The 26,197-nt window shown below is 71.2% G+C and carries 27 protein-coding genes and 2 pseudogenes; 17 read left to right on the forward strand and 12 right to left on the reverse strand.

What is annotated here, in order from left to right; all coding sequences use genetic code 11:
* The first annotated feature begins 112 nt into the window (after nt 1–112).
* Both K4G22_RS15080 and K4G22_RS15085 read left to right on the forward strand, forming a co-directional pair.
* On the forward strand, nt 113–751 hold the full coding sequence (locus K4G22_RS15080; RefSeq protein WP_228080748.1) for a PadR family transcriptional regulator: 639 nt from the start codon (nt 113–115) through the stop codon (nt 749–751).
* 54 nt (nt 752–805) lie between these two features.
* A complete protein-coding gene (locus K4G22_RS15085; RefSeq protein ID WP_228080749.1) occupies nt 806–1,888 on the forward strand; it encodes an inositol-3-phosphate synthase in 1,083 nt (360 codons plus the stop codon).
* A 211-nt stretch (nt 1,889–2,099) separates the two neighbouring features.
* Here K4G22_RS15085 and K4G22_RS15090 read toward each other — a convergent pair whose 3' ends face one another.
* The 3 genes from K4G22_RS15090 to K4G22_RS15100 form a co-directional block, all read right to left on the reverse strand.
* The gene (locus K4G22_RS15090) at nt 2,100–3,131 is read right to left on the reverse strand and encodes an alanine racemase (protein WP_228080750.1); all 1,032 of its coding nucleotides are present in this window, start codon (nt 3,129–3,131) and stop codon (nt 2,100–2,102) included.
* A 173-nt stretch (nt 3,132–3,304) separates the two neighbouring features.
* Nucleotides 3,305–4,423: a lipid II:glycine glycyltransferase FemX gene (locus K4G22_RS15095; protein WP_228080751.1), complete on the reverse strand. Its 1,119-nt coding sequence runs from the start codon at nt 4,421–4,423 to the stop codon at nt 3,305–3,307.
* Between the two features lie 132 nt (nt 4,424–4,555).
* A complete protein-coding gene (locus K4G22_RS15100; protein WP_228080752.1) occupies nt 4,556–4,882 on the reverse strand; it encodes a hypothetical protein in 327 nt (108 codons plus the stop codon).
* Between the two features lie 194 nt (nt 4,883–5,076).
* Here K4G22_RS15100 and rpsF point away from each other — a divergent pair, with 194 nt between their 5' ends.
* From rpsF to rplI, 4 genes are all read left to right on the forward strand, one after another.
* Entirely contained in the window at nt 5,077–5,367 is a 291-nt protein-coding gene (gene rpsF, locus K4G22_RS15105; protein WP_228080753.1) for a 30S ribosomal protein S6, read from the forward strand.
* A gap of 170 nt (nt 5,368–5,537) precedes the next feature.
* Nucleotides 5,538–6,113, forward strand: a complete 576-nt coding sequence (locus tag K4G22_RS15110) for a single-stranded DNA-binding protein (protein ID WP_228080754.1) — start codon at nt 5,538–5,540, stop codon at nt 6,111–6,113.
* Nucleotides 6,114–6,170: 57 nt separating this feature from the next.
* Nucleotides 6,171–6,407, forward strand: a complete 237-nt coding sequence (gene rpsR, locus K4G22_RS15115; RefSeq protein WP_003978893.1) for a 30S ribosomal protein S18 — start codon at nt 6,171–6,173, stop codon at nt 6,405–6,407.
* A gap of 24 nt (nt 6,408–6,431) precedes the next feature.
* The gene (rplI, locus tag K4G22_RS15120; protein ID WP_228080755.1) at nt 6,432–6,881 is read left to right on the forward strand and encodes a 50S ribosomal protein L9; all 450 of its coding nucleotides are present in this window, start codon (nt 6,432–6,434) and stop codon (nt 6,879–6,881) included.
* 80 nt (nt 6,882–6,961) lie between these two features.
* Here the strand turns inward: rplI and K4G22_RS15125 are convergent, their stop codons facing one another.
* Entirely contained in the window at nt 6,962–8,389 is a 1,428-nt protein-coding gene (locus tag K4G22_RS15125; RefSeq protein WP_228080756.1) for an MATE family efflux transporter, read from the reverse strand.
* Nucleotides 8,390–8,988: 599 nt separating this feature from the next.
* Here K4G22_RS15125 and dnaB point away from each other — a divergent pair.
* A pseudogene (gene dnaB, locus K4G22_RS15130) lies at nt 8,989–10,317 on the forward strand (replicative DNA helicase); the annotation flags it as partial.
* A 61-nt stretch (nt 10,318–10,378) separates the two neighbouring features.
* Here dnaB and K4G22_RS15135 read toward each other — a convergent pair.
* A complete protein-coding gene (locus K4G22_RS15135; protein ID WP_228080758.1) occupies nt 10,379–11,101 on the reverse strand; it encodes a dienelactone hydrolase family protein in 723 nt (240 codons plus the stop codon).
* A 353-nt stretch (nt 11,102–11,454) separates the two neighbouring features.
* Between K4G22_RS15135 and K4G22_RS15145 the strand changes: the two genes are divergently transcribed.
* Complete coding sequence (locus K4G22_RS15145) at nt 11,455–11,853, forward strand: VOC family protein (RefSeq protein ID WP_228080759.1); 399 nt, start codon at nt 11,455–11,457, stop codon at nt 11,851–11,853.
* A 42-nt stretch (nt 11,854–11,895) separates the two neighbouring features.
* On the opposite strand, the gene K4G22_RS15150 is transcribed toward K4G22_RS15145, so the two are convergent.
* Together K4G22_RS15150 and K4G22_RS15155 are read right to left on the reverse strand one after the other, a co-directional pair.
* A complete protein-coding gene (locus tag K4G22_RS15150) occupies nt 11,896–12,843 on the reverse strand; it encodes an oxidoreductase (RefSeq protein ID WP_228080760.1) in 948 nt (315 codons plus the stop codon).
* A gap of 304 nt (nt 12,844–13,147) precedes the next feature.
* The gene (locus K4G22_RS15155; protein ID WP_228080761.1) at nt 13,148–13,426 is read right to left on the reverse strand and encodes a helix-turn-helix domain-containing protein; all 279 of its coding nucleotides are present in this window, start codon (nt 13,424–13,426) and stop codon (nt 13,148–13,150) included.
* An 84-nt stretch (nt 13,427–13,510) separates the two neighbouring features.
* On the opposite strand from K4G22_RS15155, the gene map reads away from it, so the two are divergent.
* Together map and K4G22_RS15165 are read left to right on the forward strand one after the other, a co-directional pair.
* Nucleotides 13,511–14,278 (forward strand): type I methionyl aminopeptidase, encoded by a 768-nt coding sequence (gene map / locus K4G22_RS15160; protein ID WP_228080762.1) that lies wholly within the window; start codon nt 13,511–13,513, stop codon nt 14,276–14,278.
* Between the two features lie 43 nt (nt 14,279–14,321).
* Nucleotides 14,322–14,789 (forward strand): annotated as a pseudogene (locus K4G22_RS15165) (M15 family metallopeptidase).
* Nucleotides 14,790–14,820: 31 nt separating this feature from the next.
* Here the strand turns inward: K4G22_RS15165 and pdxR are convergent.
* Nucleotides 14,821–16,323 (reverse strand): MocR-like pyridoxine biosynthesis transcription factor PdxR, encoded by a 1,503-nt coding sequence (gene pdxR, locus K4G22_RS15170; protein ID WP_228080763.1) that lies wholly within the window; start codon nt 16,321–16,323, stop codon nt 14,821–14,823.
* A gap of 29 nt (nt 16,324–16,352) precedes the next feature.
* On the opposite strand from pdxR, the gene K4G22_RS15175 reads away from it, so the two are divergent.
* From K4G22_RS15175 to K4G22_RS15190, 4 genes are all read left to right on the forward strand, one after another.
* On the forward strand, nt 16,353–17,279 hold the full coding sequence (locus tag K4G22_RS15175) for a methyltransferase domain-containing protein (protein ID WP_228080764.1): 927 nt from the start codon (nt 16,353–16,355) through the stop codon (nt 17,277–17,279).
* A gap of 73 nt (nt 17,280–17,352) precedes the next feature.
* Entirely contained in the window at nt 17,353–18,531 is a 1,179-nt protein-coding gene (gene argJ, locus K4G22_RS15180) for a bifunctional glutamate N-acetyltransferase/amino-acid acetyltransferase ArgJ (protein ID WP_228080765.1), read from the forward strand.
* A gap of 70 nt (nt 18,532–18,601) precedes the next feature.
* Nucleotides 18,602–19,066, forward strand: a complete 465-nt coding sequence (locus K4G22_RS15185; RefSeq protein WP_228080766.1) for a MarR family winged helix-turn-helix transcriptional regulator — start codon at nt 18,602–18,604, stop codon at nt 19,064–19,066.
* Between the two features lie 114 nt (nt 19,067–19,180).
* Nucleotides 19,181–20,167 (forward strand): phosphotransferase family protein, encoded by a 987-nt coding sequence (locus K4G22_RS15190; protein WP_228080767.1) that lies wholly within the window; start codon nt 19,181–19,183, stop codon nt 20,165–20,167.
* On the opposite strand, the gene K4G22_RS15195 is transcribed toward K4G22_RS15190, so the two are convergent.
* Nucleotides 20,107–20,520, reverse strand: coding sequence for a VOC family protein (locus K4G22_RS15195; protein WP_228080768.1), 414 nt, complete (start codon nt 20,518–20,520; stop codon nt 20,107–20,109). The genes K4G22_RS15190 and K4G22_RS15195 overlap by 61 nt on opposite strands.
* A gap of 26 nt (nt 20,521–20,546) precedes the next feature.
* Between K4G22_RS15195 and K4G22_RS15200 the strand changes: the two genes are divergently transcribed.
* On the forward strand, nt 20,547–21,233 hold the full coding sequence (locus tag K4G22_RS15200) for a helix-turn-helix domain-containing protein (protein WP_228084095.1): 687 nt from the start codon (nt 20,547–20,549) through the stop codon (nt 21,231–21,233).
* Between the two features lie 22 nt (nt 21,234–21,255).
* Here the strand turns inward: K4G22_RS15200 and K4G22_RS15205 are convergent, their stop codons facing one another.
* Together K4G22_RS15205 and K4G22_RS15210 are read right to left on the reverse strand one after the other, a co-directional pair.
* A complete protein-coding gene (locus K4G22_RS15205) occupies nt 21,256–21,651 on the reverse strand; it encodes a VOC family protein (protein WP_228080769.1) in 396 nt (131 codons plus the stop codon).
* A gap of 199 nt (nt 21,652–21,850) precedes the next feature.
* Entirely contained in the window at nt 21,851–22,306 is a 456-nt protein-coding gene (locus K4G22_RS15210) for a MarR family winged helix-turn-helix transcriptional regulator (RefSeq protein ID WP_228080770.1), read from the reverse strand.
* Between the two features lie 150 nt (nt 22,307–22,456).
* Between K4G22_RS15210 and K4G22_RS15215 the strand changes: the two genes are divergently transcribed.
* Nucleotides 22,457–23,683 (forward strand): MFS transporter, encoded by a 1,227-nt coding sequence (locus tag K4G22_RS15215; protein ID WP_228080771.1) that lies wholly within the window; start codon nt 22,457–22,459, stop codon nt 23,681–23,683.
* Nucleotides 23,684–23,693: 10 nt separating this feature from the next.
* Here K4G22_RS15215 and K4G22_RS15220 read toward each other — a convergent pair whose 3' ends face one another.
* Nucleotides 23,694–24,554: a GNAT family N-acetyltransferase gene (locus K4G22_RS15220; RefSeq protein WP_228080772.1), complete on the reverse strand. Its 861-nt coding sequence runs from the start codon at nt 24,552–24,554 to the stop codon at nt 23,694–23,696.
* A 150-nt stretch (nt 24,555–24,704) separates the two neighbouring features.
* Between K4G22_RS15220 and K4G22_RS15225 the strand changes: the two genes are divergently transcribed.
* Nucleotides 24,705–26,153, forward strand: a complete 1,449-nt coding sequence (locus K4G22_RS15225; protein WP_228080773.1) for a serine hydrolase domain-containing protein — start codon at nt 24,705–24,707, stop codon at nt 26,151–26,153.
* Nucleotides 26,154–26,197 lie beyond the last annotated feature (44 nt).

Below are 26,197 nucleotides of genomic sequence, written 5' to 3' on the forward strand. Positions count from 1 at the left end.
CATCGACCAGACATCACCCTCAGCGCGGATGGACGAGTCGCCCCCCGTGGGCGGCCCGGACAAGGTAAGGCAAGGCAAGGCACCAGAGATGCGGACGGAGGTGACCTCCCGGGTGAGCCGGCGTTCAGGTGTCCTGGAATTCGCCGTACTCGGCCTCCTGCGAGAGGCCCCGATGCACGGGTACGAGCTGCGTAAGCGGCTCAACACCTCGCTCGGCGTCTTCCGTGCGTTCAGCTACGGCTCTCTCTACCCCTGCCTCAAGGCGCTCGTCCAGCAGGGCTGGCTCGCCGAGGAGTCGGGCCGGGATCCGGCCGATCCGCGTGCGACGCCGCTGTCCAACCGCCGGGCCAAGATCGTCTATCGCCTCACCGCCGAGGGCAAGGAGCGTTTCGAGGAGCTGCTCGCCCAGACCGGCCCCGACGCCTGGGAGGACGAGCACTTCGGAGTTCGTTTCGCCTTCTTCGGCCAGACGTCCCAGGACGTGCGGATGCGCGTCCTGGAGGGGCGTCGCAGCCGGCTTGAGGAGCGCCTGGCGAAGATGCGGGCCTCGATGGCCCGCACCAGGGAGAAGCTGGACGCTTACACCCTGGAGTTGCAGCGTCACGGCATGGAGTCCGTGGAGCGCGAAGTCCGCTGGCTCAACGAGCTGATCGAGAGCGAGCGGGAAGGACAGGATCAACGCGATCATCGCGAACGAGGGGGTGCGCGGGAACGCGCACGTCCGGATCCTTCCGACGACAGCACCAACTAAGGCCCCCGCGATGAAGCGGGGTCACGTCGAGAACACACACAGGGAGCAACCGGAATGGGTTCGGTTCGCGTAGCCATCGCCGGCGTGGGCAACTGCGCCGCCTCGCTGGTACAGGGCGTCGAGTACTACAAGGACGCCGCCCCGGACAGCCGCGTCCCGGGTCTGATGCATGTCCAGTTCGGCGACTACCACGTCTCGGACATCGAGTTCGTGGCCGCCTTCGACGTCGACGCCAAGAAGGTCGGCATCGACATCACCGACGCCATCGGCGCCAGTGAGAACAACACCATCAAGATCTGTGACGTGCCCCCCACCGGCGTGACCGTGCAGCGCGGCGAGACCCGCGACGGGCTGGGCAAGTACTACCGCGAGACGATCGTCGAGTCCGACGACGAGCCGGTGGACGTGGTCCAGGTGCTCAAGGACACCCGGGCCGATGTCCTGGTCTGCTACATGCCGGTCGGCTCCGAGGACGCGGCCAAGTACTACGCGCAGGCCGCGATCGACGCCAAGGTCGGCTTCGTCAACGCTCTTCCGGTGTTCATCGCCGGCACCAAGGAGTGGGCCGACAAGTTCACCGAGGCCGGTGTCCCGATCGTCGGCGACGACATCAAGTCGCAGGTCGGCGCCACCATCACGCACCGCGTCATGGCCAAGCTGTTCGAGGACCGGGGCGTGATCCTGGACCGCACCATGCAGCTGAACGTCGGCGGCAACATGGACTTCAAAAACATGTTGGAGCGGGACCGGCTGGAGTCCAAGAAGATCTCCAAGACCCAGGCCGTCACCTCCCAGATCCCCGACCGGGACCTCGGCGAGAAGAACGTGCACATCGGCCCGTCCGACTACGTGGCCTGGCTGGACGACCGCAAGTGGGCCTATGTGCGGCTTGAGGGCCGGGCGTTCGGTGACGTTCCGCTCAGCCTGGAGTACAAGCTTGAGGTGTGGGATTCCCCGAACTCCGCCGGTGTGATCATCGACGCGCTGCGCGCGGCCAAGATCGCCATGGACCGGGGTGTCGGCGGCCCGGTGCTCTCCGCCTCCTCGTACTTCATGAAGTCGCCGCCCGTGCAGTACTTCGACGACGTCGCCCGCGAGGCGGTCGAGAAGTTCATCCGCGGCGAGGTCGAGAGCTGAGCCCAGCGCTCGGATGACCCCGGCGCCGCCCAGGTGTGGGGGCGCGCACGGCAGACGCCGGGCGTTGGCGACAACGCGACGCCTCGTGGGTCGCTCCATGGGATTCCCATGACGAAAGCGGCAGCCCCGGTCCGTTTCCGGGGCTGCCGCCGTTTCTGGGCTCGGTGCGTGCTGGCGGCTCGACGCGAGCCCCCGGGACGCACCGGGCCGGTCAGCGGTCCATCAGCCGGTCCACCTGGGTGGTGGTGTGCCGCAGAATCGCCTTCAACTCGTCCCCGACCTTGGGCTCCTTGGCCTCGGCCGGCACGAACAGGATCGACACCTGCATGTGCGGCGGCTCGGCGAACCAGCGCTGCTTGCCGTCCCAGACGAACGGCGAGAGGTTGCGGTTCACCGTGGCGAGGCCGGCGCGGGCCATGCCCTTGGCCCGCGACGTCATGCCGTGCAGCGCCTTGGGCGCCTCCAGGCCGACGCCGTGCGAGGTGCCGCCGGCGACCACCGCCAACCAGCCGTCCCCCGCGGCCTTCTGCTGCCGGTAGCCGAAGCGGTCACCCTTGGCCACCGGCGTCACGTCGAGCACCGCGCCGCGGTACTCGGTGGCGCTGTGGTCGCCCAGCCACAGCCGGGTGCCGATGCGCGCCCGGAACCTGGTCTGGGGGAACTGCTGCCGCAGCCGGGCCAGTTCGGTGGAGGTCAGATGGCTGACGAACATGGTGTCCAACGGCAGCCGAGCGGCCCGCAGCCGGTCCATCCAGCCGATGACCTCCTCCACCGCGTCGGTGCCGTCCGTGCGGTCCAGCGGGAGGTGGATCGCGAAGCCCTCAAGGCGCACGTCGTCGAGCGCCGCGTGCAGCTTGCCCAGATCGCGCGGCGTCACCCCGTGCCGCTTCATCGAGCTCATCACCTCGACCACCACCCGGGAGCCCACCAGCCCGTAGACCCCGTCAACGGAAGAGGCCGAGCGGATCACCCGATCGGGTAGCGGTACGGGCTCCTCCGACCGCCGGTAGGGCGTCAGGACCAGCAGGTCCCCGCTGAACCTGTCCTTCATCGCCGCGGCCTCGTAGGTGGTGCCCACGGCCAGGATGTCGATCTCCAGCAGCGACACCTCCTCGGACAGCCGGTCATGGCCGAAGCCATAGCCATTGCCCTTGCATACGGGAATGATTCCGGGGAAGTCGCCTACCACCGACCGCTGGTGCGCCCGCCAGCGGTCGGTTTCGACGTAAAGGGTGAGCGCCATGGCCGGGGAGAGCCTTTCTGCTGAGTCGTTCTGCCGAGAAGTCCGTCGAGAGGTCCGTCTACTGCGAGTATCCGCCGGGATGGACGAGGTGAGGGCGGCGATGTCGTACCGCTCTGTTCGACGCCCGCCGGTCGGTGGTCACGTTGGTCGCGCTGGTCATCGGCCGAGTGGGATCAGCGCCGCGACATGTAGATGTCAAGCGCCTTGTGGAGCAGCTTGTTGAGGGGGAAGTCCCACTCGCCGAGATACTCCGCCGCCTCGCCGCCCGTGCCCACCTTGAACTGGATCAGGCCGAACAGGTGGTCGGTGTCCTCCAGGGAGTCGCCGATGCCGCGCAGGTCGTAGACGTGCGCGCCCATCTGGTGCGCGTCCTGCAACATGCGCCACTGCATCGCGTTGGAGGGCCGGACCTCCCGCTTGTGGTTGGCGGAAGCACCGTACGAATACCACACATGTCCCCCCACGATCAGCATGGTCGCCGCAGCGACAGGCTCACCCTCGTGGAGAGCGAAGTAGAGCCGCATCCGACCCGGCTCTTCTTCGTTGAGAACACGCCACATCCGCTCGAAGTACATCAACGGACGCGGACGGAACTTGTCACGTTCGGCCGTCACCTCGTAGAGCTGCTGCCAGGCCGGCAGATCCTCGAAGCCGCCGCTGACGACCTGCACCCCGGCCTTGTCGGCCTTCTTGATGTTGCGGCGCCACAGCTGGTTGAAGCCCTTGTGCACGTCGTCCAACGAGCGGTCGCGCAGCGGGATCTGGAAGACATAGCGCGGCTGCACGTCGCCGAAGCCGGCGCCACCGTCCTCGCCCTGCTGCCAGCCCATCCGCCGCAGCTGGTCGGCCACCTCGAACGCCTTCGGCTCAAGCGCGGTGGCCTCGACATCCCGCAGCCGCTTGATCTCGGGGTTCTGGATGCCGGCCTTGATCGCCGCCGCGTTCCAGCGCCTGATCACCACCGGCGGGCCCATTTTGACCGAGAACGCACCCTGCCGCTTGAGATGCGCCAGCATCGGGCGCAGCCACTCCTCCAGATTGGGCGCGTACCAGTTGATCACCGGGCCCTCGGGCAGATAGGCCAGATAGCGCTTGAGCTTGGGGAGTTGCCGGTAGAGCACCAGGGCCGCGCCGACGAGGCGCTCGGAGGTGTCGAACCAGCCCAGCGACTCCGAGCGCCACTCAGCCTTGACATCACCCCACGCCGGCACCTGCATATGGCTGGCGGACGGGAGCGAGCGGATATACGCGAGATGTTCGTCGCGGCTGATGGTCCTCAGGGTCAGGCTCATGCGGGGCGCTCCTTGGGCGTCAAACGCAGCGTCTCGCCCGGAAGCCTAACGGCGCCGCGCCGTCCGGGAGACGGCGCGGTGGCGCTGAACGGCCGTGCGCGGCGCGCCCTCGGCCGCCTCGTCGGACGGCTTTCAGCCGAGGACGCCGCCGAAGAGCCCGCCGTGTGCCATGCCCAGATAGAGCCCCACCCCCGAGCCGCCGAGGCCGACCACGGAGAGGAATCGCTGGCCCGTGGTCGCGGAGATCAACTGGGCCCAGGCACCGACGAGGAGACCCGCCAGTCCCGCCCAGCAACTGATCAGATGCAGTCCGGAGAAGATCGAGGTGATCGCGGCGACCAGTCCCAGCAGCAGGGCGATCGAGGCGAAGGCGTTCTCCTTGGGGTGCGATCGGCCGTCGGTGTTGAGCAGGCTGCCGACGGGGTGGGTGAGGGTACCGCGATGCACTGCCTGAGTCATATGCAGTCCTTCGTTGGCTTATATCCCTGTCTGTCCAGATTGCAGTGCTTCCCGGGAGGATTTCAACCGGAAGGCCGAATGCGGGTACGGTGTACTGTCCGGCCCCGGCTCGACGCCGGGTGCGGAAACGCATCACGACCCTCCTGCCACGGATCGCCCGTGGCCGCCTGAGTCCAGAGGAGGTGGGTTCACGCATGCGTCACTACGAGGTGATGGTGATCCTCGACCCCGAGCTTGAGGAGCGCACCGTCGCTCCCCTGATCGAGTCGTTCCTGTCCGTGGTCCGCGAGGCCAACGGCAAGGTCGAGAAGGTGGACACCTGGGGACGTCGCCGTCTCTCCTACGAGATCAACAAGAAGCCCGAGGGCATCTACTCGGTGATCGACCTCCAGGCCGAGCCCGACGTGGTCAAGGAGCTCGACCGGCAGATGAACCTCAACGAGTCGGTCATGCGGACCAAGGTCCTCAGGCCGCTCACGCGCTGAACCCCGGGAACACCCCGGGACCTCGCGTCATCTGTCCAGGTCCACCGCGTCCCGGCCGCCTCGGGCACACCGAGGCACGGGCCAGCGGACGGTCCGCGCGAGTAGCACTGTCAGTGCCATAAGTCATCATCGCAGCAACAGCAGTTAACCCCCGCCGAGAGGTTCCCCCAATGGCAGGCGAGACCGTCATCACGGTCGTCGGCAACCTGGTCGATGACCCCGAGCTGCGCTTCACCCCATCCGGTGCGGCGGTCGCGAAGTTTCGTGTCGCGTCCACGCCGCGGATCTTCGACCGGCAGACCAGCGAGTGGCGGGACGGCGAGAGCCTCTTCCTCACCTGCTCGGTGTGGCGGCAGGCCGCGGAGAACGTCGCGGAGTCGCTGACCAAGGGCACCCGCGTCATCGTCCAGGGCCGGCTCAAGCAGCGGTCCTACGAGGACCGGGAGGGCGTCAAGCGCACGGTCTTCGAGCTTGAGGTCGACGAGGTCGGCGCCAGCTTGCGCAGCGCCACCGCCAAGGTCACCAGGGCCGCAGGCCGTGGTGGTCAGGGTGGCGGCGGCGGATGGAGCGGCGGCCAGGGCGGCGGCCAGGGCGGCCCCGCCGGCGGTCAGCAGGGCGGCGGCCCGGCGTCCGGCGGCGACCCGTGGGCCACGGGAGCGCCGGCCGGCGGTCAGCAGGGCGGCGGCTGGGGTGGCGGCGGTGGCGGCGGCGGTGGCGGCGGCTACTCGGACGAGCCCCCGTTCTGATCGCGGTGCGCTTGGCGACAAGCACCCAACTTCTTTTGAACTCACCGGAGAAACACCATGGCGAAGCCGCCCGCGCGCAAGCCTAAGAAGAAGGTTTGCGTCTTCTGCAAGGAGAAGATCTCCTACGTCGACTACAAGGACACGAACCTGCTGCGGAAGTTCATTTCCGACCGTGGCAAGATCCGTGCCCGCCGGGTCACCGGCAACTGCACCCAGCACCAGCGTGATGTCGCCACGGCCGTGAAGAACAGCCGTGAGATGGCGCTGCTGCCCTACACCTCGACCGCTCGATAAACGGAAAGGATGGTATGACGCGCTATGAAGATCATCCTTACCAATGAGGTCTCCGGCCTGGGCATGGCCGGCGACGTGGTGGACGTGAAGGACGGGTACGCCCGTAACTACCTGCTGCCCCGTGGGGTGGCGATCCGCTGGACCAAGGGCGGAGAGAAGGACGTCGCCCAGATCAGGCGTGGTCGCAAGATCCGCGAGATCGCCTCGATCGAGCAGGCCAACGACGTCAAGGCCCAGATCGAGGGCGTCACCGTCCGGCTCAAGGTGCGCGCCGGCTCCGGCGGTCGCCTCTTCGGCTCGGTCACGCCGGCCGACATCGCCTCCGCGGTGAAGAGCGCCGGTGGCCCCGATGTGGACAAGCGCCGCATCGAGCTGGGCAACCCGATCAAGAGCCTCGGTTCGCACCGGGTCTCCGTCCGGCTGCACCCCGAGGTCGTGGCCAACGTGGGCATCACGGTGGACGCCGCGAAGTAGGGCGCCCGCCGCTCTGGCCGACAGGGGCGCGTTCCGTCGCGATGCGGCGGGGCGCGCCCCCGTTCGTTCCCGGCGCGGGATCAGGCGCGGACCGCGCCGGCGACCATCCAGCGCCCGGTCCTGGTCCGAAGGCCCAGGGTGATCAGCCGGGTGCCCATCATCAGACCGGCGATGGTCCACCAGAGCGCGGTGAGGCCGCCGCCCCAGGTGGGCACCAGCAGGGCGACCGGGGCGAAGACCAGCAGGGTCAGCAGCATCGCCCCGGCGAGGTAGCCGCCGTCGCCCGCACCCATCAGCACCCCGTCGAGCACGAAGACGACGCCGGCCACCGGCTGGGTGACCGCAACCACCAGCAGCACCGGAAGCAGCTGCTCGCGCACCTCGGGGTCGCTGGTGAAAAGCCGAAGCAGCAGGGGGCTCGCGGCCACCAGCAGCAGGGCGAGGGACGCCCCGCCGACCATCCCCCACCACACCATGCGGCGGCAGGCGTCTCGCGCTCCCGCGGTGTCCTCGGCCCCCAGATAGCGTCCGATGATGGCCTGCCCGGCGATCGCGACGGCGTCGAGCGCGAAGGCCAGCAGCGTCCAGATGGTCAGGCTGATCTGGTGCGCGGCGATGTCGGCGTCCCCCATCCTGGCCGCCACGGCGGTGGCGATCAGCAGCACGGCGCGCAGCGAGAGGGTGCGCACCAGGAGCGGGACGCCCGCCTTCGCGTTGGCCCGGATACCGGCCGCGCTGGGCCGCAGCGTCGCGCCGTGCGCCCTGGCGCCGCGCACGACCACCCGCAGATAGACGGCGGCCATGCCCCACTGCGCCACCACGCTGCCCCAGGCCGCGCCCGCCACGCCGCCGTCGAGACCGTAGATGAAGAGCGCGTTGAGCGCGATGTTGGCGCTGAACCCGCCGACGGCGACATACAGCGGGGTGCGGGTGTCCTGTAGCCCGCGCAGCACGCCGGTCGCCGCCAGCACCACCAGCATGGCGGGCACGCCCAGCGCGCTGATCCGCAGATAGCTCACGGCGTGCGGGGCCGCCGTGTCCGAGGCGCCGAACGCGTCCACCACGGCCGGCGTGCCCGGGATCAGCACGGCGACGAGGAGGGCGCCGAGCAGCAGGGCCAGCCAGACTCCGTCCATGCCCCGGCGGATGGCGGTCGGCAGATCGCCGGCCCCCACGCTGCGGGAGACCGCGGCCGTGGTGGCGTAGGCCAGGAAGACGAAGACGTTCACCACGGTGGTGAGCAGCGCGGCGGCGACGCCGAGACCGGCGAGCTGGGCCGTGCCCAGATGGCCGATCATGGCGCTGTCCGCCATCAGGAACAGCGGCTCGGCGACCAGGGCGCCGAAGGCGGGGATCGCGAGGGCGAAGATCTCCCGGTCGTGCCGGCGCAGGGACCGCTTCCGCAGCCGTCGGGCGTCCCTCTTCCCGGGTGGCTTCCCGGGCTGGTCGCCCTCGTCGGGCACACGTGGGACGTCGGCTGGGACGTCGGCCCTGCTGGTGGATGACATGGCCTGATCCAAACATCCACAGGTAATGGATGCAAGAGTCTTAGGATCCTTACCTTCGCTCAGCCGTCCGGGCGTGCGGTGTGATGGTCGGTGCGAGTTTTCGCAAAGCCCCGGCAGGGTGCGGTGCCTTCCGCACAGACCGTGACCGTCGAGGGAAGTCGCAGGTCGGAGACGTCTTTCTGAGGGGGAGTCGGTTTCCGGTCGGTCCGCTGTCCCCAGGTCGTCCACAGGATGAGGCGAGTTATCCACAGGGTCTGATCTGAAATCCACATAGCCTGTGGATAACTCGGGTTGGTCCTCCTCGATCCGGGCCTTACCGTAGGTCCGCTCGGCATGGTTCTCGGCGTCGTTCCCCGGGTGCTCCTCGGGGCGCTTCTCGCACGCCGCCCTGGGCTCCGCCGAAGCCCGGCCGGGCGCCAACTGTCAGTGCCGTGCCGTAGACATGAGAGCGCGACGGTGGCTTTGGCCGGGAGGAGGTGGAGACCATGACGGAGCTTGAGCACGCGGGTGCTTCGTGGGACGAGGCCGTCCCGGACGAGCATCTGTCCGTCTCCCGGCCGCGGCACAGTGCCGAGGAGGAGCCGCCGGACGAGCGGGCGGCCTTCGAGCGGCTGCCGCCACAGGATCTGGCGGCCGAACAGTCCGTGCTCGGCGGCATGTTGCTCTCCAAGGACGCCATCGCCGACGTGGTGGAGGTGCTGCGCGGCCGGGACTTCTACAAGCCAGCGCACGAGACCATCTACGAGGCCATCCTCGATCTCTACGCCAAGGGCGAGCCAGCCGACCCGATCACCATCTCCGACGCGCTGACCAAACGCGGCGAGTTGGCCAAGGTCGGGGGCGCGGGCTATGTGCACTCGCTGGTGCAGACGGTGCCAACGGCGGCCAACGCCGAGTACTACGCCGAGATCGTGCACGACCGCGCGGTGCTCCGCCGACTGGTGCAGGCCGGCACCCGGATCACCCAGATGGGGTACGCGGCCGACGGGGACGTCGACGACATCGTCAACTCGGCGCAGTCCGAGATCTATCAGGTCACCGAGCAGCGCACCGCCGAGGACTACCTGCCGCTGGGCGACATCATGGAGGGCGCCCTCGACGAGATCGAGGCGATCAGCAACCGCAGCGGTGAGATGACGGGGGTGCCCACCGGCTTCACCGATCTGGACTCGTTGACCAACGGGCTGCACCCCGGCCAGATGATCGTGATCGCCGCGCGTCCCGCGATGGGCAAGTCCACGTTGGCGCTGGACTTCGCCCGGAGCTGTTCGATCAAGCACAAGCTGCCCAGCGTCATCTTCTCGCTGGAGATGGGGCGCAACGAGATCGCCATGCGCCTGCTCTCCGCCGAGGGCCGGGTGGCCCTGCACCACATGCGGTCCGGCAGCATGACCGACGAGGACTGGAACCGCCTGGCCCGGCAGATGGCGGAGGTCAACGAGGCGCCGTTGTACATCGACGACTCGCCCAACCTGTCGATGATGGAGATCCGGGCCAAGTGCCGGCGGCTGAAGCAGCGCAACGACCTCCAGTTGGTGGTGATCGACTACCTCCAGCTGATGCAGACCGGTGGCAGTCGGCGCCCCGAGAGCCGGCAGCAGGAGGTCTCGGAGATGTCCAGGAACCTCAAGCTGCTGGCCAAGGAGCTGGAGGTCCCGGTGGTCGCGCTCTCTCAGCTGAACCGTGGCCCCGAACAGCGCACGGACAAGAAGCCGATGGTCTCCGACCTCCGGGAGTCGGGTTCGATCGAGCAGGACGCCGACATGGTCATCCTGTTGCATCGGGAGGACGCCTACGAGAAGGAGTCGCCCCGCGCCGGCGAGGCCGACCTGATCGTCGCCAAGCACCGTAACGGCCCCACCGCCACCATCACGGTCGCCTTCCAGGGCCACTACTCCCGCTTCGTCAACATGGAGGGCGGCTTCTGAGCCGCCCTCCTGTCGCGTCCCCGGAGCCAGGGTGTGGGGCCGCGAGTTCGGGGTCGGTGCCTCAGCCGTTGGCCAGGGTGCGGCCGAGGAGGGGCAGCAGGCGGTCCCAGTGGTGCCGCAGCGCGGCGGCGTCGAAGGCGTCGGTGTCGGACATGGTGAAGCCATGGACGGTGCCGGGGTAGATCTCGGATGTGTAGCGCACCCCGGCTGCGTCCAGGGCGGAGTTGAGCTCGCCGAGGGCCTGGGGCGTCAGGTCCGTTTCGGCGTGGCCGAAGTGGGCCTCGGCGGTGAGGCGGTGCAGGCTCTCGGGCCCGTCGGCGCCCACCGGGGCGTGGAATCCGGCGATGGCGGCCACCCGGTCCGGGTACGCCACGGCGGTGCGCATCGCCAGCAGGCCGCCGACGCAGTAGCCGGTCACCGCGACCGGTCCGGCGCCGACCTCGGGCTGGGCGGCGAGAGATCCGAGGTAGGCGTCGGCGTCGCGCACCACGCGGTCCACGGTGTGCGCCTCGATCAGGGGCATCAGCTGGGCGATCAGCGAGGCCCTCGCCTGCCCCCCGATGTGCGCCGGCAGTTCGACCACGGGTGTCGGTCCGTGCCGGTAGAAGAAGTTGGGGACGAGCACGTAGTACCCGTGCCCGGCCAGTTCGCCGGCCAGCTCCCGCAGCGCGGGTCGGATGCCGAAGGCATCCGCGTACATCAGCACCCCGGGGTGCCGCTCGCCGTCGTCGGGGAAGGCGGCGAAGGCGTCGGCGTGACCGTCCGGGGTGGGAATCTGCAACATCTTGGTGAGGATGGCGTTTCTTTCCTTCCGTGGAGTTCGCCGGATTAACGTTTGTTGCACTAACGTTTTCGGCGCGAGCGACCGTACATCGTCGGTCGCACCATGGCAACGAGAGTGCCGGCCCCGACGACCGGCGCCGCGACGTCATCACGATCACCACCCGGGGCCGCGCCCACCTGACGCCTTCTCGGCAGGGTCCTGGACGATCTCCACGACGAACTGCGCGCGCCGCTGAGTCCGGCCGAACGTGACGCGTTCACGCGGATGCTCACCCGCCTGCTGGACCACGGGCCAGCGGGGCTGATGCCGAACCATGACACCCTCGTCCCGCCACCCGACTGGAAGGTCCCGACATGGCCAGCAAGTTCACCGAACTCGCGATCGACTGCGCCGATCCCCACACGCTCGCCCGGTTCTGGTGCTCGGTTCTCGGCTACGAGGTGCGGGAAGAGGTGCGGGACGAGAACGACGACTTCGTCGCCATCAGCTCCCCCGAGGTGCCCGAGGGCCGGAACCGTCCCGGCCCGGTGCCACCGACGCTGACCTTCGCGCGGGTGCCCGAGGGCAAGATCGTCAAGAACCGGCTGCATATCGACGTCAACCCGACCGACCGGGAGCAGGACGAGGAGGTCCGCCGCCTGATCGACCTCGGTGCTCGGCACGCGGACGTCGGCCAGGGCGACCAGAGCTGGGTGACCCTCGCCGACCCGGAGGGGAACGAGTTCTGCGTCCTCGCCACCCGTTGCCCCTGACCGGGGTTCGCCGCGCCCGTCGGGGCCTTCTCGCCCCGCCGCTCAGCAGCCGCCGACGCCGGTGAGCTCGGCCGACAGCGCCCAGAGGCGGGCGGCGGAGCGCGCGTCGGTGGCCCATGGCTTCACCCCGCCGACGAGCATGTCGTCGCTCTTCGCCGGCTCAGCGATGGCGCAGTCCTGGCAGTAGGCGCCGCCGTGGGCGTCGAGGGCGGGGGAGGTCGCGGCCCATACGGCGGTCGCCGCGCCCTGTCCTGGCGTCTTGAAGCCGTCGGCCGGGCGCCCGTCGGCGGTCACCCAGCCGAGCTGTGCCCACTCCTCGCGCGGCACATGGCGCTGGAGTGGGGTGAGGATGCTGCCGGGATGCACGGCGAAGGCCCGTGGGCCGTTCGCGCCGGCGAGGCGGTCGAGGTGGCGGGCGAAGAGCGCGTTGGCCGTCTTGGACTGGGCGTAGGCGAGCCAGCGGTCGTAGCCGGTGCGGAAGTGGAGGTCGTCCCATCGGATGTCCGAGAGGAAATGGCCCGAGGACGCCACGGCCACCACCCTTGAGCCGGCGGACAGGGCGGGGCGGAGGCGGTTGACCAGGGCGAAGTGTCCCAGGTGGTTGATCGCGAAGTGCGCCTCCCAACCGGGGCCGAAGCGGGTCTCCCGACAGGCCATCACCCCCGCGCCGTTGATGACGATGTCCAGGCCGCGGCCGGTGGAGAGGAACTGGGTCGAGAAGGTTCGGACGCTCTCCAGGTCGGCCAGGTCGAGGGGGTGCACCTCGACTCGGTGGAGGCCGCGCAGCGTCCTCTCGGCTGTCGCCGCCCGCCGCGCCGGAACGATGACCTGGGCACCCGCACGGGCCAGGGCGCGGGTCGCCTCCAGGCCGAGCCCCGAGTATCCGCCGGTGACCAGGGCGGTGCTGCCGGTGAGGTCGATCCCGGCGAGCACGTCGTCGGCCGTGCTGTGCGGGCCGAACGCGGTGTGGGTCTGCTGGTGGTCGATCATGCGATGGACCGTAGGGGTTGGAGCGCGAACTAGGTCAAGGTGGCTTCGCGCGGTCGCGGAGCTCGCCGCGCTGGTCCGCCCGGGTCCGCTCGGGTCCTGGGAACGAGCCCGGGCGGCTCGCCCCTGCTCCGGCGGCAGGCGGCACGAGGATGAGGTGCGCGCCAGGGTCGCCGAGCTGAACGTGTGCCTCGGCGTGCTCCACGGCAGGTCGTCAGCTACGAGCGCCATGCGTGCGACGGAACCGCCGCTGCCCGGCGGTGAGCGGGAGGGGTCGCCGCCCTCTCCGGTTCAGGCTGAGCGGGCTTCAGGCGGAGAGGGCTTCGACGCCGTCCTCCTGGGGGTCGGGCGCGCAGTCGAGGGCCAGTTCGTCCAGGGACACGCCCAGCGCCGTGGCGAGCGCGGCCACCGTGAAGAAGGACGGGGTCGGCGCCCGTCCCGTCTCGATCTTGCGCAGTGTCTCCGCCGAGATCCCCGCCGCCGCCGCGACCTCGACCATGCTCCGGTTGCCCCGGGCTCGGCGCAGCAGCGCGCCGAACCGCTCTCCGCGTCGCCGCTCCGAGGGACTCAAGGGTGTTCGCACCATGCCTGTGATACTAATACCGGTATAAAAATTGGTCCTGGTGGTGCGCGCGAACGCGCGGCCGGGAGAGCGAAGGAGCGGCAGAGCATGGTGGAGATCAAGACGGACGCGGCGCTGGAGGCGATGCGGGAGGCCGGGCGTGTCGTGGGCCGGGCGCTCGCCGCCGTCCGGGAGGCGGCGGATGTCGGGGTTTCGTTGTGGGAGCTCGACGGGGTGGCGCGCGATGTCCTCGCCGACCACGGCGCCAAGTCGCCCTTCCTCGGCTACCGCCCCTCCTTCGCGCCCACCCCGTTCCCCGCGGTGATCTGCGCCTCGGTCAACGACGCCGTGGTGCACGGCATCCCCACGGAGTACCGGCTGCGCGACGGCGACCTGTTGAGCGTCGACTGCGGCGCCGAGCTGGACGGATGGACCGGCGACGCCGCGATCAGCCTCACCGTCGGCACTCCGAGGCCGGCCGACGTGAAGCTGATCGAGGCCACCCAGCGGGCGTTGGACGCCGGCATCGCCGCGGCGAACGTCGGCGGGCGCATGGGCGACATCTCGCACGCGATCGACACCGTCGCCCGGTCGGTCGACTGCGGCATGCCGCCCGACTTCGGCGGCCACGGCATCGGCCGCAGCATGCACGAGGACCCGCCCGTCCCCAACCGGGGGCGCCCGGGGCGGGGTTTCCCCCTGCGGCACGGCCTGGTGCTCGCCATCGAACCCATGCTGATGGCCGGCGGTCGGGACCGGTACCGGACCGGAACGGACGGCTGGACCCTCTTCACCACGGACGGCAGCCGGGCGGCGCATATCGAGCACACCGTCGCCATCACCAAGGACGGCCCCCGCGTTCTGACCCTGCCATGACGCGCCGATGGCCCGTGGCCCCCCAGGGCCCATCAGTCCAGGAGTGCGCATGGTCGTGCTGATGTCCGATCCGAGCGTCGCCGCCGTGCCGGTGCGCGAATGCGGCGAGCCACTGCGGTCGGTCCGCTGCTCGTCGACGAGCGCAAGCGTCGGGACTCGGGAGGCGCCTTCGTCCACCTCAGGGAGGGGGGCTCGCTCGGCCGCCAGCCGTTTCGTCTCGCCTCCCGAGGTCGCGCCACACTCGGCCGGCGCCGCCCTCGACGTGACGCTGGCCGACCGGCACGGCCGCGAGCTCGACCTCGGTACCCGGGTCAACGCGACCCCGGAGGAGAGCGAGGGCGGCTGCTACACGGCGGCGCCGAACATACCGGCGGCGGCCCGCTCGCTTCGCGAGGTGCTCGGCGCCGCACTGGCCGGCGCCGGACTGGTCGACTACCCGACGGAGTGGTGGCACTGGTCCTACGGGGACCGTTACTGGGCCCTGATGACCGGCGCGCCGGCGGCCCACTAGGGGCCGGTCGACCCCGGGGCTCGACGGCGTGTCAGCGCAGTGCGCGCAGGGCCGAGCCGATGCTGGCGACGCCCTCCTCGACGGCGTGCGGGGTGCTGGCGGCATAGCCGAGCACAAGACCGGGTGCGCCGGGGCGTTGGCGGTGCCAGGACAGCGGCTGGGTGCGAACGCCGCGCGCCAACGCCAGCTCGGCCAGCTCCGTGTCGTCCAGCCCCGGCGGCAGGGTGACCGTCAGATGCAGCCCGGCCGCCGCGCCGTGCACCACCGCCTCGGGGAGATGCGCGGCCAGCGCGGCGATCATCGCGTCCCGACGGCGCCGGTGGCGCTGGCGCACCAGCCGCAGATGCCGCTCCAACTCGCCGGAGGCCATCAGCCGCGCGAGCACCAGCTGGGGGAGCACGGCGTTGCCGAGATCGGCGAACCGCTTCGCGTCGACGAGCGCCTCGCGGTAGCGGGGCGGCGCCACCACCCAGCCGATGCGCATCCCCGGCGAGAGGATCTTGGAGACGCTGCCCGCGTAGCAGACATGTTCGCTGAGCATCGACCGCAGCGCGGCGACCGGCGGCCGATCGTAGCGGTGCTCGGCGTCGTAGTCGTCCTCGATGACCAGCCCGTCGCGCTGCCGCGCCCAGCGGGTCAGCTCCCTGCGGCGTTCGCCGGAGAGGACGACGCCGGTGGGGAACTGGTGGGCCGGGGTCAGCAGCACCGCGCCGGCTCCGCTCTCGGCCAACTCCGCCACCCGCAGCCCCTCCTCGTCCACCGCGACGGGCGGCGTGGCGAGGCCGCAGTGCCGCAGGTGCTGTCGGGCGCCGAGCGAACTCGGCTCCTCCACCGCGACGCCCTGGACCCCGGATCGGTACAGCGACTGGCCGAGGAGGGACAGTGTCTGGGCGGTGCCGGCGACGATCAGCACCTCGTCCGGGGTGACCGTGATGCCTCGGTTGCGGGCCAGCCAGGTGGCGACGGCGCCGCGCAGGGCCGGCGTGCCGCGCGGATCGCCATAGCCGAGATCGGCCGCTGACAGCCGGGAGAGCAGGGCGCGTTCGGTGCGGAGCCAGGCGGTTCGGGGGAACGCGGCCAGATCGGGCAGCCCGGGCGACAGGTCGATCCTGGCGGGCGCGGCGCGCAGCGCGTCAAAGGAGGCGTGGTCAGGGACCCCGTCGAACGGGCGCGCGGCTGGGGCTGGATCGCCGGCGCCCCCGGCGATCCCGGTCCCTGCGGCGGGTGCGGGGACGGGCACCGCGACAACGACCGTTCCGTTTCGGCGATGACCGGCCGCATGGCCTTCTTCGATCAGTCGGCGATAGGCCTCGGTCACCACACCCCGGGAGACCCGCAGTTCGCCGGCGAGCGCTCGGGTGGCCGGCAGCCGGCTGCCCACGGGGAGCCGGCCGTCGGCCATGGCCCGTCGCAGGTGCCCGGCCAGCCAGCGGGAGCGGCCCCCTGGGGGCGCCTCCTCGATGTCCAGTTGGAGGAAGTCGGAGCCACGGGCCTCTTTGGACCAGGTGACTTCGTGCTCTTTGGACCTTTCCATGAGGCCATAGTGCCCGGCAGGCTGAGGCCATGAACGGCATCTCCTCCTCTCCGCAGCCGGCCGCGCCGGCTCCCTCGGCCACCCGCGTTCCTCAGGACTCCTCGGCGGCGGCCGTCGACTACATCCACGGATACTCCGAGCGCGAGGCCGTCCGGCTGGGTGACCAGGCCGATGTGCTCGCTCCGCTGTTGCACGAGGGGACCGCCTATCCGGCGGGCAGCCGTGTGCTGGAGGTCGGCTGCGGCGTCGGCGCGCAGACGGTCCATCTGCTCGCTTCGAGCCCCGGGGCGCGGATCGTCTCCGTCGACCGTTCGCGGGAGTCGCTCGGGCTCGCCCGGGCGCGTGTCGCCGCTCACGCGCCGGCGGCGCGGGTGGAGTGGTGCCATGGCGATCTCTTCGATCTCCCCTTCGCCGAGGGCGAGTTCGACCATCTCTTCGTCTGCTTCGTCCTGGAGCATCTGGGCGATCCGGTGGCGGCCCTGCGGCGGCTGCGGCCCCTGGTCAAGCCGGGCGGCAGCATCACCGTGATCGAGGGGGACCACGGATCGGCCCTCTTCCACCCGGACAGCGCGCTCGCCCGCGCGGCGATCGACTGCCACACCCGGCTTCAGGCAGCCGCCGGCGGGGACGCGCACCTCGGGCGTCGCCTCCAGCCGCTGCTCGCCGAGGCCGGATACACGCGGGTGACGGTCCGGCCCCGCACGGTGTACGCCGACCGCACCAGGCCAGAGATGGTGCGGGGGTTCACCAGGGACACGTTCATCCCGGTGATCGCCTCGGTGCGCGACCAGGCGGTGGCCTCCGGGCTCGCCACGGCGGAGGACTTCGACCGTGGCATGGCGGACCTGCGGCGTACCGCGGTGGACGACGGGGTCTTCCACTACACGTTCTTCAAGGCCGTGGCGCACCGCCCCGCCATGGCGCACCGCCCCGCCGGGGAGGGAGACGCCGGGTGACGGGCGTCGCCGGCGGGTCCGGCAGCCGGTAGGGACTGGACGAACCGCCCCGGTGCATGGAAATCTATGTTGTATGGCGAATATTGATGCAGCAAGCGTGGTGGAGTGGCCCGAGGGCTTCACCGCCCACGCCGGGCACGGCGGGGTGCGAGAGGCCGGCGATGACGTCTCCATCGTGGCCTCGGACCGCCCCACGGTCAGCGCCGCGGTCTTCACCCAGAGCCGCTTCGCCGGCCCTTCGGTGCTGCTGAGCCGCGGCCATGCCGCAGAGCAGCGGTTCCGCGCGGTGGTCACCGTGGCGGGGAACTCCAATGTCGCCACCGGGCCCCAGGGCGAGCGGAACTCGGCCGAGGTCGTCGCCCTGGTGGCCGGGATGCTGAACATCGCCGAGGACGAGGTGCTGATCAGCTCCACCGGGGTGATCGGTCGCCAACTGCCCATGGAGCTGCTGCGCGCCCATCTGGGCGTCGAGCAGGCGTTCGGCGCTGGCCCGTTGGAGGTGGCCGGCGCCATGATGACCACCGACACCCACGCCAAGGTGAGCACGCGCACGGTCGGTGGCGCCCGCATCGTGGGCGTGGCCAAGGGCGTGGGCATGGTGGAGCCCAACATGGCGACGATGTTGGCCTACCTCTTCACCGATGCCGCCGTGGCCCCGGCCGCGCTGGACGCCGCGCTGCGCGATGCCGTGGACCGCACCTTCAACTGCCTGAGCGTGGACACCGACACCTCCACCTCGGACACCGTCGCCCTGTTGGCCAACGGAGCCGCCGGAGAGGTGGACGCGGAGGAGTTCGCCGCCGCCGTCCACGCGGTCTGTCTGGAACTGACCGAGCAGCTGGCCAGGGACGGCGAGGGCGCCACCAAGCTGCTGCGGGTCCAGGTGACCGAGGCGGCGAGCCCCGCCCAGGCCAAGCGCATCGCCAAGAGCGTGCTGAACTCGCCCCTGGTCAAGACGGCGGTGCACGGCGCCGACCCCAACTGGGGCCGTGTGGTGATGGCCGTCGGCAAGAACACCGAGCACGCCGAGGATCTGGCCATCACGCCGGAGCGGGTCACCGTGCGCTTCGGCGCCATGGAGGTCTACCCCAGCGAGACGGACGAGGGGCAACTGGCCAAGCTGGTGGAGATCATGCGGCAGGACGAGGTGGAGATCGGCGTCACCCTGGGCCTGGGCGACGCCAACGCCACGGTCTTCGGCTGCGACCTCTCCGACGGCTATGTCCGCATCAACGCCGACTACACGACCTAGCCTTCTGCCCGGCCGCCACTGGTCCTCGCTGTCGAGATTCCGGGCCGCGCGTGGTTGTTAGGGTCCTCTCATGATGACGGCCGCCGACGATCCTGTGCCGGCCCGGCTGCGGGCGATGCCCAGCTGGCTGCTCACCCACACAGCGACCCAGGCGTCCCGGTTGGTGGCCGAGTCCTTCGCGGCGATCGGCGCGCGGCGTTACCACTACGCCCTGCTCGCCGCGCTGGATGAGTTCGGCCCGCTCAGCCAGGCCGCGCTGGGGCGGCACTGCGGTATCGATCGGAGCGATGTGGTGGCCGCCGTCAACGAGTTGGCCGCCGACGGTCTGGTGGTGCGCCGCCAGGACCCGACGGATCGACGGCGCAATGTGATCACCCTGACGTCCGACGGCCGTGCCCAACTGGGGCGCGGCGACGAGGCGCTCGCGGAAACGCAGGAGCAGCTGATGGCGCCGCTCTCCCCAGCCGAACGCGCCGAACTGGTTCGGCTGCTGGGTCGACTCTTCGATCACCACTCCCCCCAGAGCCCTCAATGATTCACGTGAAACATCGCCCGATGTTTCACGTGAATCATTGAGGATGCCGCCCCGGCTGCCCGCTCGGAAAACCGCTCGCCCGGCGACCGGGGTGGAGCTATACCGTCTCTGGCGATGAAGAGACCCGAACAGCCCGAACCCGGCGAACGGTCGGACGCGGCGGAACCGCTCGACCGTGGGGCGCTGTTGACGGTCGCCCGCCGTCATGGGGTCGCCCCCGACGATGTGCGGTTGGCCGCGTTCCAGGGGGCGGCCGGCTGGATCTATCTGCTGGGCGACCATCTGGTGCTCAAGGTCGCCCGCCCCGGCGCCGGCCTCGTCGCCGATCTGCGGAAGGAAGCCCTGGTGGTGCCGTTCGCGGTGCGACAGGGCGTGCGCACACCCGAGATGGTCGCCTGCGGCGAGATCGAGGGGCCGGCGCGTCTCCCCTACCTCCTGCTGCGGCGAGCCTCCGGGAGTGTCGTGGGGGCGAACGGCGGCGACCCGGGCGATCCGGGCGAGGTCGCCTGTCAGGAGTTGGGACGCGAGCTGGCCCTGCTCCACGGAGCGCGGGTGCCGCCGGCCGTGCGGGACGGGTTGCCGGTCGATCGACCGGTCGATCCCCGTCCCGGGATCGACCGACTGGCCGGTCTCGGCTACCTCAGCAGTTCGTTGGCGGACTGGCTCGGAGCCTGGTTGGCCCGCCTGGCGGAGGAGGCGCCGGCGAGCCCCGAGATGGTCCTGATCCATGGCGATATCGCCGCCAACAACCTGTTGCTCGACGACGAGGGCTCGCTGACCGCGCTGCTGGACTGGGGCGATGCCGCCTGGGCCGATCCCGCGATGGAGTTCGCCAAGGTCCCACCGCGTCTGCTGCCGGCGGTGCTCACCGGCTATCTGGGCGGCCCCGAAGCGGTGGCCGAGGCCGGACGCTCCTGGGTGGCCCGAGCGCTGTGGCACCACCTGAGCTGGGCGGTGCCGAGGGCCATGGGGCAGCCCGATCCGGTGGCCAAGCACTGGAGCGCACAGCCCGCCAACCGGCTGCTGGAGCTGCTGCGTTGCTATGCCGAGGAGCTGCCGTCGCCATGGGCGGGCTGGATGAGATCCCAGCGGTTGCCATAGCGGTCGGCGAACACCACCACGCGGCCGTACCGTTCCGCCCGGGGCGGCTCCTCGATGGTGACGCCGGACTCGGTCAGCCGGCTCAGCTCGGCGTCGAAGTCCTCGGTGTGGAGGAAGAAGCCGACCCGGCCGCCGGTCTGGTCCCCCACCCGCGAGCGCTGACGCTCACCCACCGCCCGGGCCAGGAGCAGTCCCGTCTCGGCCGTCGGGCTCGGCGCCATCACCACCCACCGTTTTCCGTCCGGGGCCAGCAGGGTGTCCTCGCGCAGAACGAAGCCGAGCGTGTCGGTGTAGTAGGCGATGGCCTCGTCATACTCCGGTACGACCAGGGTGACCAGTCCCAGATGGCGCATGAGGAGAGCCTGCCATGCTGGCGGACATGTACACGGAGTGGCCCGCCGGGCGGGTGCCGGGCGCGGTGGTGTGGCGCAGCGTCGTGGGCCCGAAGGCCGAATCGGGCCTGGTGCTGCCCGACGGGTCGATGGATCTGATCCTCAGCGAGGGGCGGTTGCTGGTGGCCGGTCCCGACACCAGGGCGCACTCTCCGGCGAAGCCGGCCGGTTCGGTCCATGTCGGGCTCCGCTTCGCCCCGGGGCAGGGGCCCGAGGTGCTCGGTGAGCCCGCCCATCTCCTGGTCGATGGGCGCGTTCCGCTGGACGACCTCTGGCCCGGCCGGCTGGTGCGCGAGCTGACGGAACGGGTGGCCCTGGCCGCCGCCCCCGGTGAGGCCCTACAGACGATCGCCGCGCGGCGGCTGCGGGAGGCCGGCCCCGCCGAGCCCTGGCGTTCGGCCGCCGTCGCCGCCCTGGGCCGGGGGCGCACGGTGGTCGAGACGGCCGGGGAGCTGGGCTTCAGCGAACGGCAGCTGCGCCGACGCAGTCTGTCGGCCTTCGGCTACGGGCCCAAGACGCTGGCCCGGGTGCTGCGGATGCAGCGGGCCCTCGCCCGGGCCAGGGCCGGGGAGGCGCTGGCCCTGGTGGCCGCTCGCGCCGGCTACGCGGACCAGGCGCATCTCGCCCGCGAGATCAGGGATCTGGCCGGCGTTCCGATCACTCGCCTGCTGTAGGAGGACCCCCGCCGTGGAGAGCTCAGCTCTGCCAGGCGAAGAGGTCCACCGTGTTGCCGTCGGGATCGCACACCACGGCGTAGCGCTGGCCCCAGAACGCGTCCCAGGGCTCCTTCTCCCCCGGGTGGCCGGCGGCGATCAGTTCGGCGTAGAGCGTGTCCACCTCGGCCGGGCTGTCGCAGAGGAAGGCCAGGGCCATTCGCTGGCTGTCGGGGGCGGGCGGCTGCCAGTCGGGGTAGGTGGTGCGTGCGACCTCCACGGTGTCCCAGGCGATGCGCAGGCCGCCGGGGAGGGTGACCTCCACATGGGGCTGGTCGGCCGCCTCCTCGGGGAGGTCGAGACCGAGGCGGCGGTAGAACGCCAGGGAGGCCCGCAGGTCGTCTGCTACCAGGCCGATCATGTTCAAGCGCGGTGTCATGACGTCACCCTAGAAATGCGCCCTGGCCGTGGTCTTGAACGAATCGGCCATGGCCGAACTCTCTGCCCGCTCTCCGTCGTCCGGCGGCAGCAGTCGTCGATCGTCAGAAGTTATCCACAGGATGCGGCATGTTGTCCACAGCCGGCGAAATCTGTGGATAACTCGATGGGGCCTGTGGACGAGGCCGCGCGGCCCGTCGTTACAGGGCTCGGACCGCGGCCACCAGGGGGGCCAGCTCGGGCCGTTCGGCGGCCGTCGTCAGCGCCTCGGCGAGCGCCGCGTCATGGGTGGGGCGGGCCTCTTCGAGCAGCTGGCGACCGGCGGCCGTGACATCGGTGTAGATGCCGCGGCGGTCGGTCGGGCACAGGTAGCGGGTGAGCAGGCCGCGATCCTCCAGGCGGTTGACCAGCCTGGTCGTCGCGCTCTGGCTGAGCACGACCGCCTCGGACAGCGCGGTCATGCGGAAGTGGCCGCCCTCGCCCTCATGCTGCCCGCTCAGCACGTCCAGCACGGAGAACTCCCGGACACTCAGCCCGTGCGCCACCTGGAGGGCCCGTTCGGCATGGGCCTCGATGCGGTCGTGCAGCGCGGAGAGCGCGCACCAGCCCTGGGCAAGCCTCGGGCGTTCCGGGGATGTGTCGCCCGCTGCTGGCATGGCGGCCTCCTCCGCTGACGGAACCGTGGGAGTGACCAGCGTAACCCAACCCGCGATAGTCAGCGTGTGCAACTATGGCGGATGGATGTATAGCGCGTCTGCAATTATTGCTGGCGCGGATAGAGGGTACGCACACAAAGGAGACTTCTGATGCCTCTCGCGCTGTTGGCGCTGGCCATCGGGGCTTTCGGTATCGGCACCACGGAATTCGCGGTGACCGGGCTGTTGCCGGAGATCGCCGCCGAGTACGACGTGTCGGTCTCCACCGCCGGCCTCACCGCGACCGGCTACGCCCTGGGCGTGCTGGTGGGAGCGCCGGTCACCGCGATCGCCGGGGCGCGGGTGCCCAGGAAGCGGATGCTGGCGTGGATGATGCTGCTCTTCGTGGTGGGCAACATCATCACGGCGCTGGCGCCCGGCTTCGCCATGGTGCTGGTCGGGCGGGTGGTCGCCTCGCTGGCGCACGGCGCCTTCTTCGGCATCGGATCCGTGGTGGCGGCCGGCCTGGTCGCCCCGCACCGCCGGGCGACCGCCATCGCGTTGATGTTCACCGGGCTGACCCTGGCCAATGTGGTGGGTGTGCCGGCGGCCACGCTGCTGGGGCAGCGCGCCGGTTGGCGGCTGAGCTTCGCGGCGATCGCGCTGCTCGGCGTGGTGGCGCTGGTGGGGGTGCTGACCCTGGTGCCCAGAGGCGCGGGGGACGGCGCGCCCGGCGGTGGCGGCGGTGGCGTCCGCCGCGAGCTGGCCGCTCTGCGCGACCGGCAGGTGCTGCTCGCCATGGCCATGACCGTGCTCGGCTTCGGCGGGGTCTTCGCCGCGATCACCTATGTCGCGCCGATGATGACCGAGGCGGCCGGCTACTCGGAGGGCGCGGTCACCTGGCTGCTGATGCTGTTCGGCCTTGGCCTGGTCGTCGGCAACCTGGTCGGCGGCCGGTTCGCCGACCGGGCGCTGATGCCCCTGCTGCTCGTCTCACTCACCGGGCTGACCGTCGCGCTGGCGCTGTTCACGCTGACCGCGCACCACCAACTCGCCGCGCCCGTCACCCTGGTGCTGATCGGCCTCTTCGGGTTCGCGACCGTGCCGCCGCTGCAGAAGCGGATACTCGACCGGGCCGCCGACGCGCCCACGCTGGCCTCGGCCGTCAACATCGGGGCGTTCAACCTGGGCAACGCGTTGGCCGCCTGGTTGGGCGGGCTGGTCCTGGCGGCCGGCGCCGGGCCCACCTGGCCCAGCATGGTGGGCGCCGCGATGGCGGTCAGCGCCCTCTTCCTGGCCGCGCTGGCCACCCGCTGGGACCGGGCGGACACCGCCGCGCCACCCCGCCGGGCGCCGGGCCCCCTGCCGTCGGACGAGGCGCTGCCCGCCGCGTGCTGACGGACGCCGGTCAGCCGTGGGCCATGGAGTAGGGGGCGAAGCGCCGGGTCGGATCGCCCGGCGCTTCGGGGGCGCCCAGCACCATCAGGGTGGTGCGACCGACGGGCGCGAGGCCGTGGGTCCGCGCCCAGGCGAGCAGTTCGGGGTGCTCGTCGCCCACGTCGAGCCGGGCGGGGGTCGCGGTGTCGGTGGCCAGCCGGCCGATCAGCGCCCTGCCGATGGACGGGTCGTCGGCGAGCACCGGGCCGACGGATGTGGTGGTCACATTGGGCCAGGTGGCGCCGAAGCCCGTCAGCCGCCCGTCCGGTGCCCGCGCGACCAGGATGCGGTCGGCGAACGAGGCGAGCCTGGTGAGCAGCTCCGTCCGGTCGGCGCCGAAGACGGGCCGGTCGTAGGCGAGGATCTCCGGCATGTCGGCGGCCGTCGCCGGCCGTAGGCCGGTCCCCGCGTCAGGCGCGCCGCCGAACGCGCCGGTCAGGGTGGTGATGCCGCCCAGCGCCTTGAAGCCGAGCCGCTCGTACAGCGGGCGCCCGTTCCCCGTGGCGGTGAGCAGCAGCGGGGCGCCCTCGGCCTCGGCGATCATGTGGCGCATCAGGCGCAGCCCGATCCCCTGGCGCTCCCTGCGGCTGGCCACCAGCATCATCCCGATGGCATGCCACTGGCCCCCGTAGGAAGTGCGGACGACGGCCGCCAGCAGGCCACCGACCGGATCGTCGGGCGGCGCGTCGATGCCGTAGCCCTGCCCGGCGGAGAGCAACAGCCGCCACTTGTGTTCCTCACGCCCCCAGGAACGGTCGTCGGACAGGTCGAGGCAGGCGCTCAGATCGGCCAGCGTGAGCCGGCGGATCGGCAGCTCGTCAGCGGAGGTCACGGGGTCAGAGTGGCTGAGGGCGCCGAGCGTTGGCGACCCGTTTTCCCGAAGGCCACCCCGCGTCGGGCGGCGCGCGCCGAGCGCTGACGGCGCCCGCGCGGGGCGCCCCCGGCGCGGCGCGCTACGGGGCATGGGGTACTTCTGGTGACCATGACGGAGACCCCCGCCGGGCCGAAGACGCCCGAGCCAGCCCCGGCCGCCACAAGCCCGGCCACCCCAAGCCCCGCCACCCCGAGCCCCGACGCAGAGCCGTTTCCGGAGACCCGGCGCGAACTGGCGTATCGCGTGGCGCGCGGTCAGGCCGAGGGGCGCGCGCCCTCGTTGGTCGCGACGCTGGTGCGGGACGGCGCGCCGGTGTGGCACGGGGGCGCGGGGGAGCTGCCGGCGGGAGTGCCGAGCGAACGGGTGCGCTACCGGATCGGCTCGATCACCAAGGCGCTGACCGCGGTCCTGGTGCTGCGGCTCCGCGACGAGGGGCTGATCGATCTCGACCAGCCGGTGGACCGGTGGCTGCCGACCCCGCACGGCGGCGAGGCGACCGTGGCCCAACTGCTCTCGCACACCACGGGCTTGGCGTCCGAGGCGGTGGGCCCCTGGTGGGAGCGGACGGACGGCGGGCTGCGCCCCGAGCTGGCCGATGTGTTCGGCCCCGAACCGCTCAAGCATCCGCGCGGGCGCAGGTTCCACTACTCCAACCCCGGCTACGCGCTGCTCGGCGCGCTGGTGGAATGGTTGCGCGGCGACGACTGGTTCAGCGTGCTGCGCCGCGAGGTGCTCCAGCCGCTGGGCATGACCCGCACCTCGTACGCGGCGGAGGAGCCGGCGGTGCGCGGCTGGGCGGTGCATCCGCACGCCGATCTGCGGCAGCCGGAGCCCCTGGTGGACACGGGGCGGATGGCGCCGGCCGGTCAACTCTGGTCGACCAGCGAGGATCTGGGGCGCTTCGCCGCGTTCCTGCTGGCGGGCGACGAGGCGGTGCTGGGCGCCGACAGCCTGGCCGAGATGCGGGTGCCCGCGGTGCCGCCCGAGCCGGCCGACTGGTCGGTGCTCTACGGCCTTGGCCTTCAGCTGGTGCGTGAGAACGAGCGGCTGTACGTCGGCCACGCCGGGTCGATGCCGGGCTTTGTCGCCGGGCTCTGGCTGGATCCTGAGGAGCGCTCGGCCGCCGTGGTGCTGGCCAACGCGACCTCGGGCCCCGGAACGGCGGGCGTGGCCCGTGGGCTGCTGGGCACGCTGCGGCGGCGGGAGCCGAGCTTCCCCGCGCCCTGGCGTCCGGGCGATGTCGACCGGGAGGCGCTGCCGCTGACGGGCGCCTGGTTCTGGGGCACCAGCGGCTATGTGCTGCGCCTGGGCGCGGCCGGCGCGGTGTCGCTCACGCCGGCCGGCGGCCTGGGGCCGCGCGGCTCGGAGTTCCGGCCGGTGGGGGACGAGGAGTGGGTGGGTCTCACCGGCTACTTCGCCGGGGAGACGCTGCGGGTGGTGCGCACCGAGGACGGCCGGGTGAGCCATCTCGACCTGGGGTCGTTCGTCTTCACCAGGGAGCCCTACGCGCCGGACGCCGGCGTGCCGGGCGGCGCCGACCCGGAGGGCTGGCGCTGACGGGCAGGGCTGGCGCCGTCCGGGAGGGCTGGCGCTGACGGGGA

Origin of the sequence: Streptomyces profundus (genome assembly GCF_020740535.1) — a bacterium.
Classification (GTDB): domain Bacteria; phylum Actinomycetota; class Actinomycetes; order Streptomycetales; family Streptomycetaceae; genus Streptomyces; species Streptomyces profundus.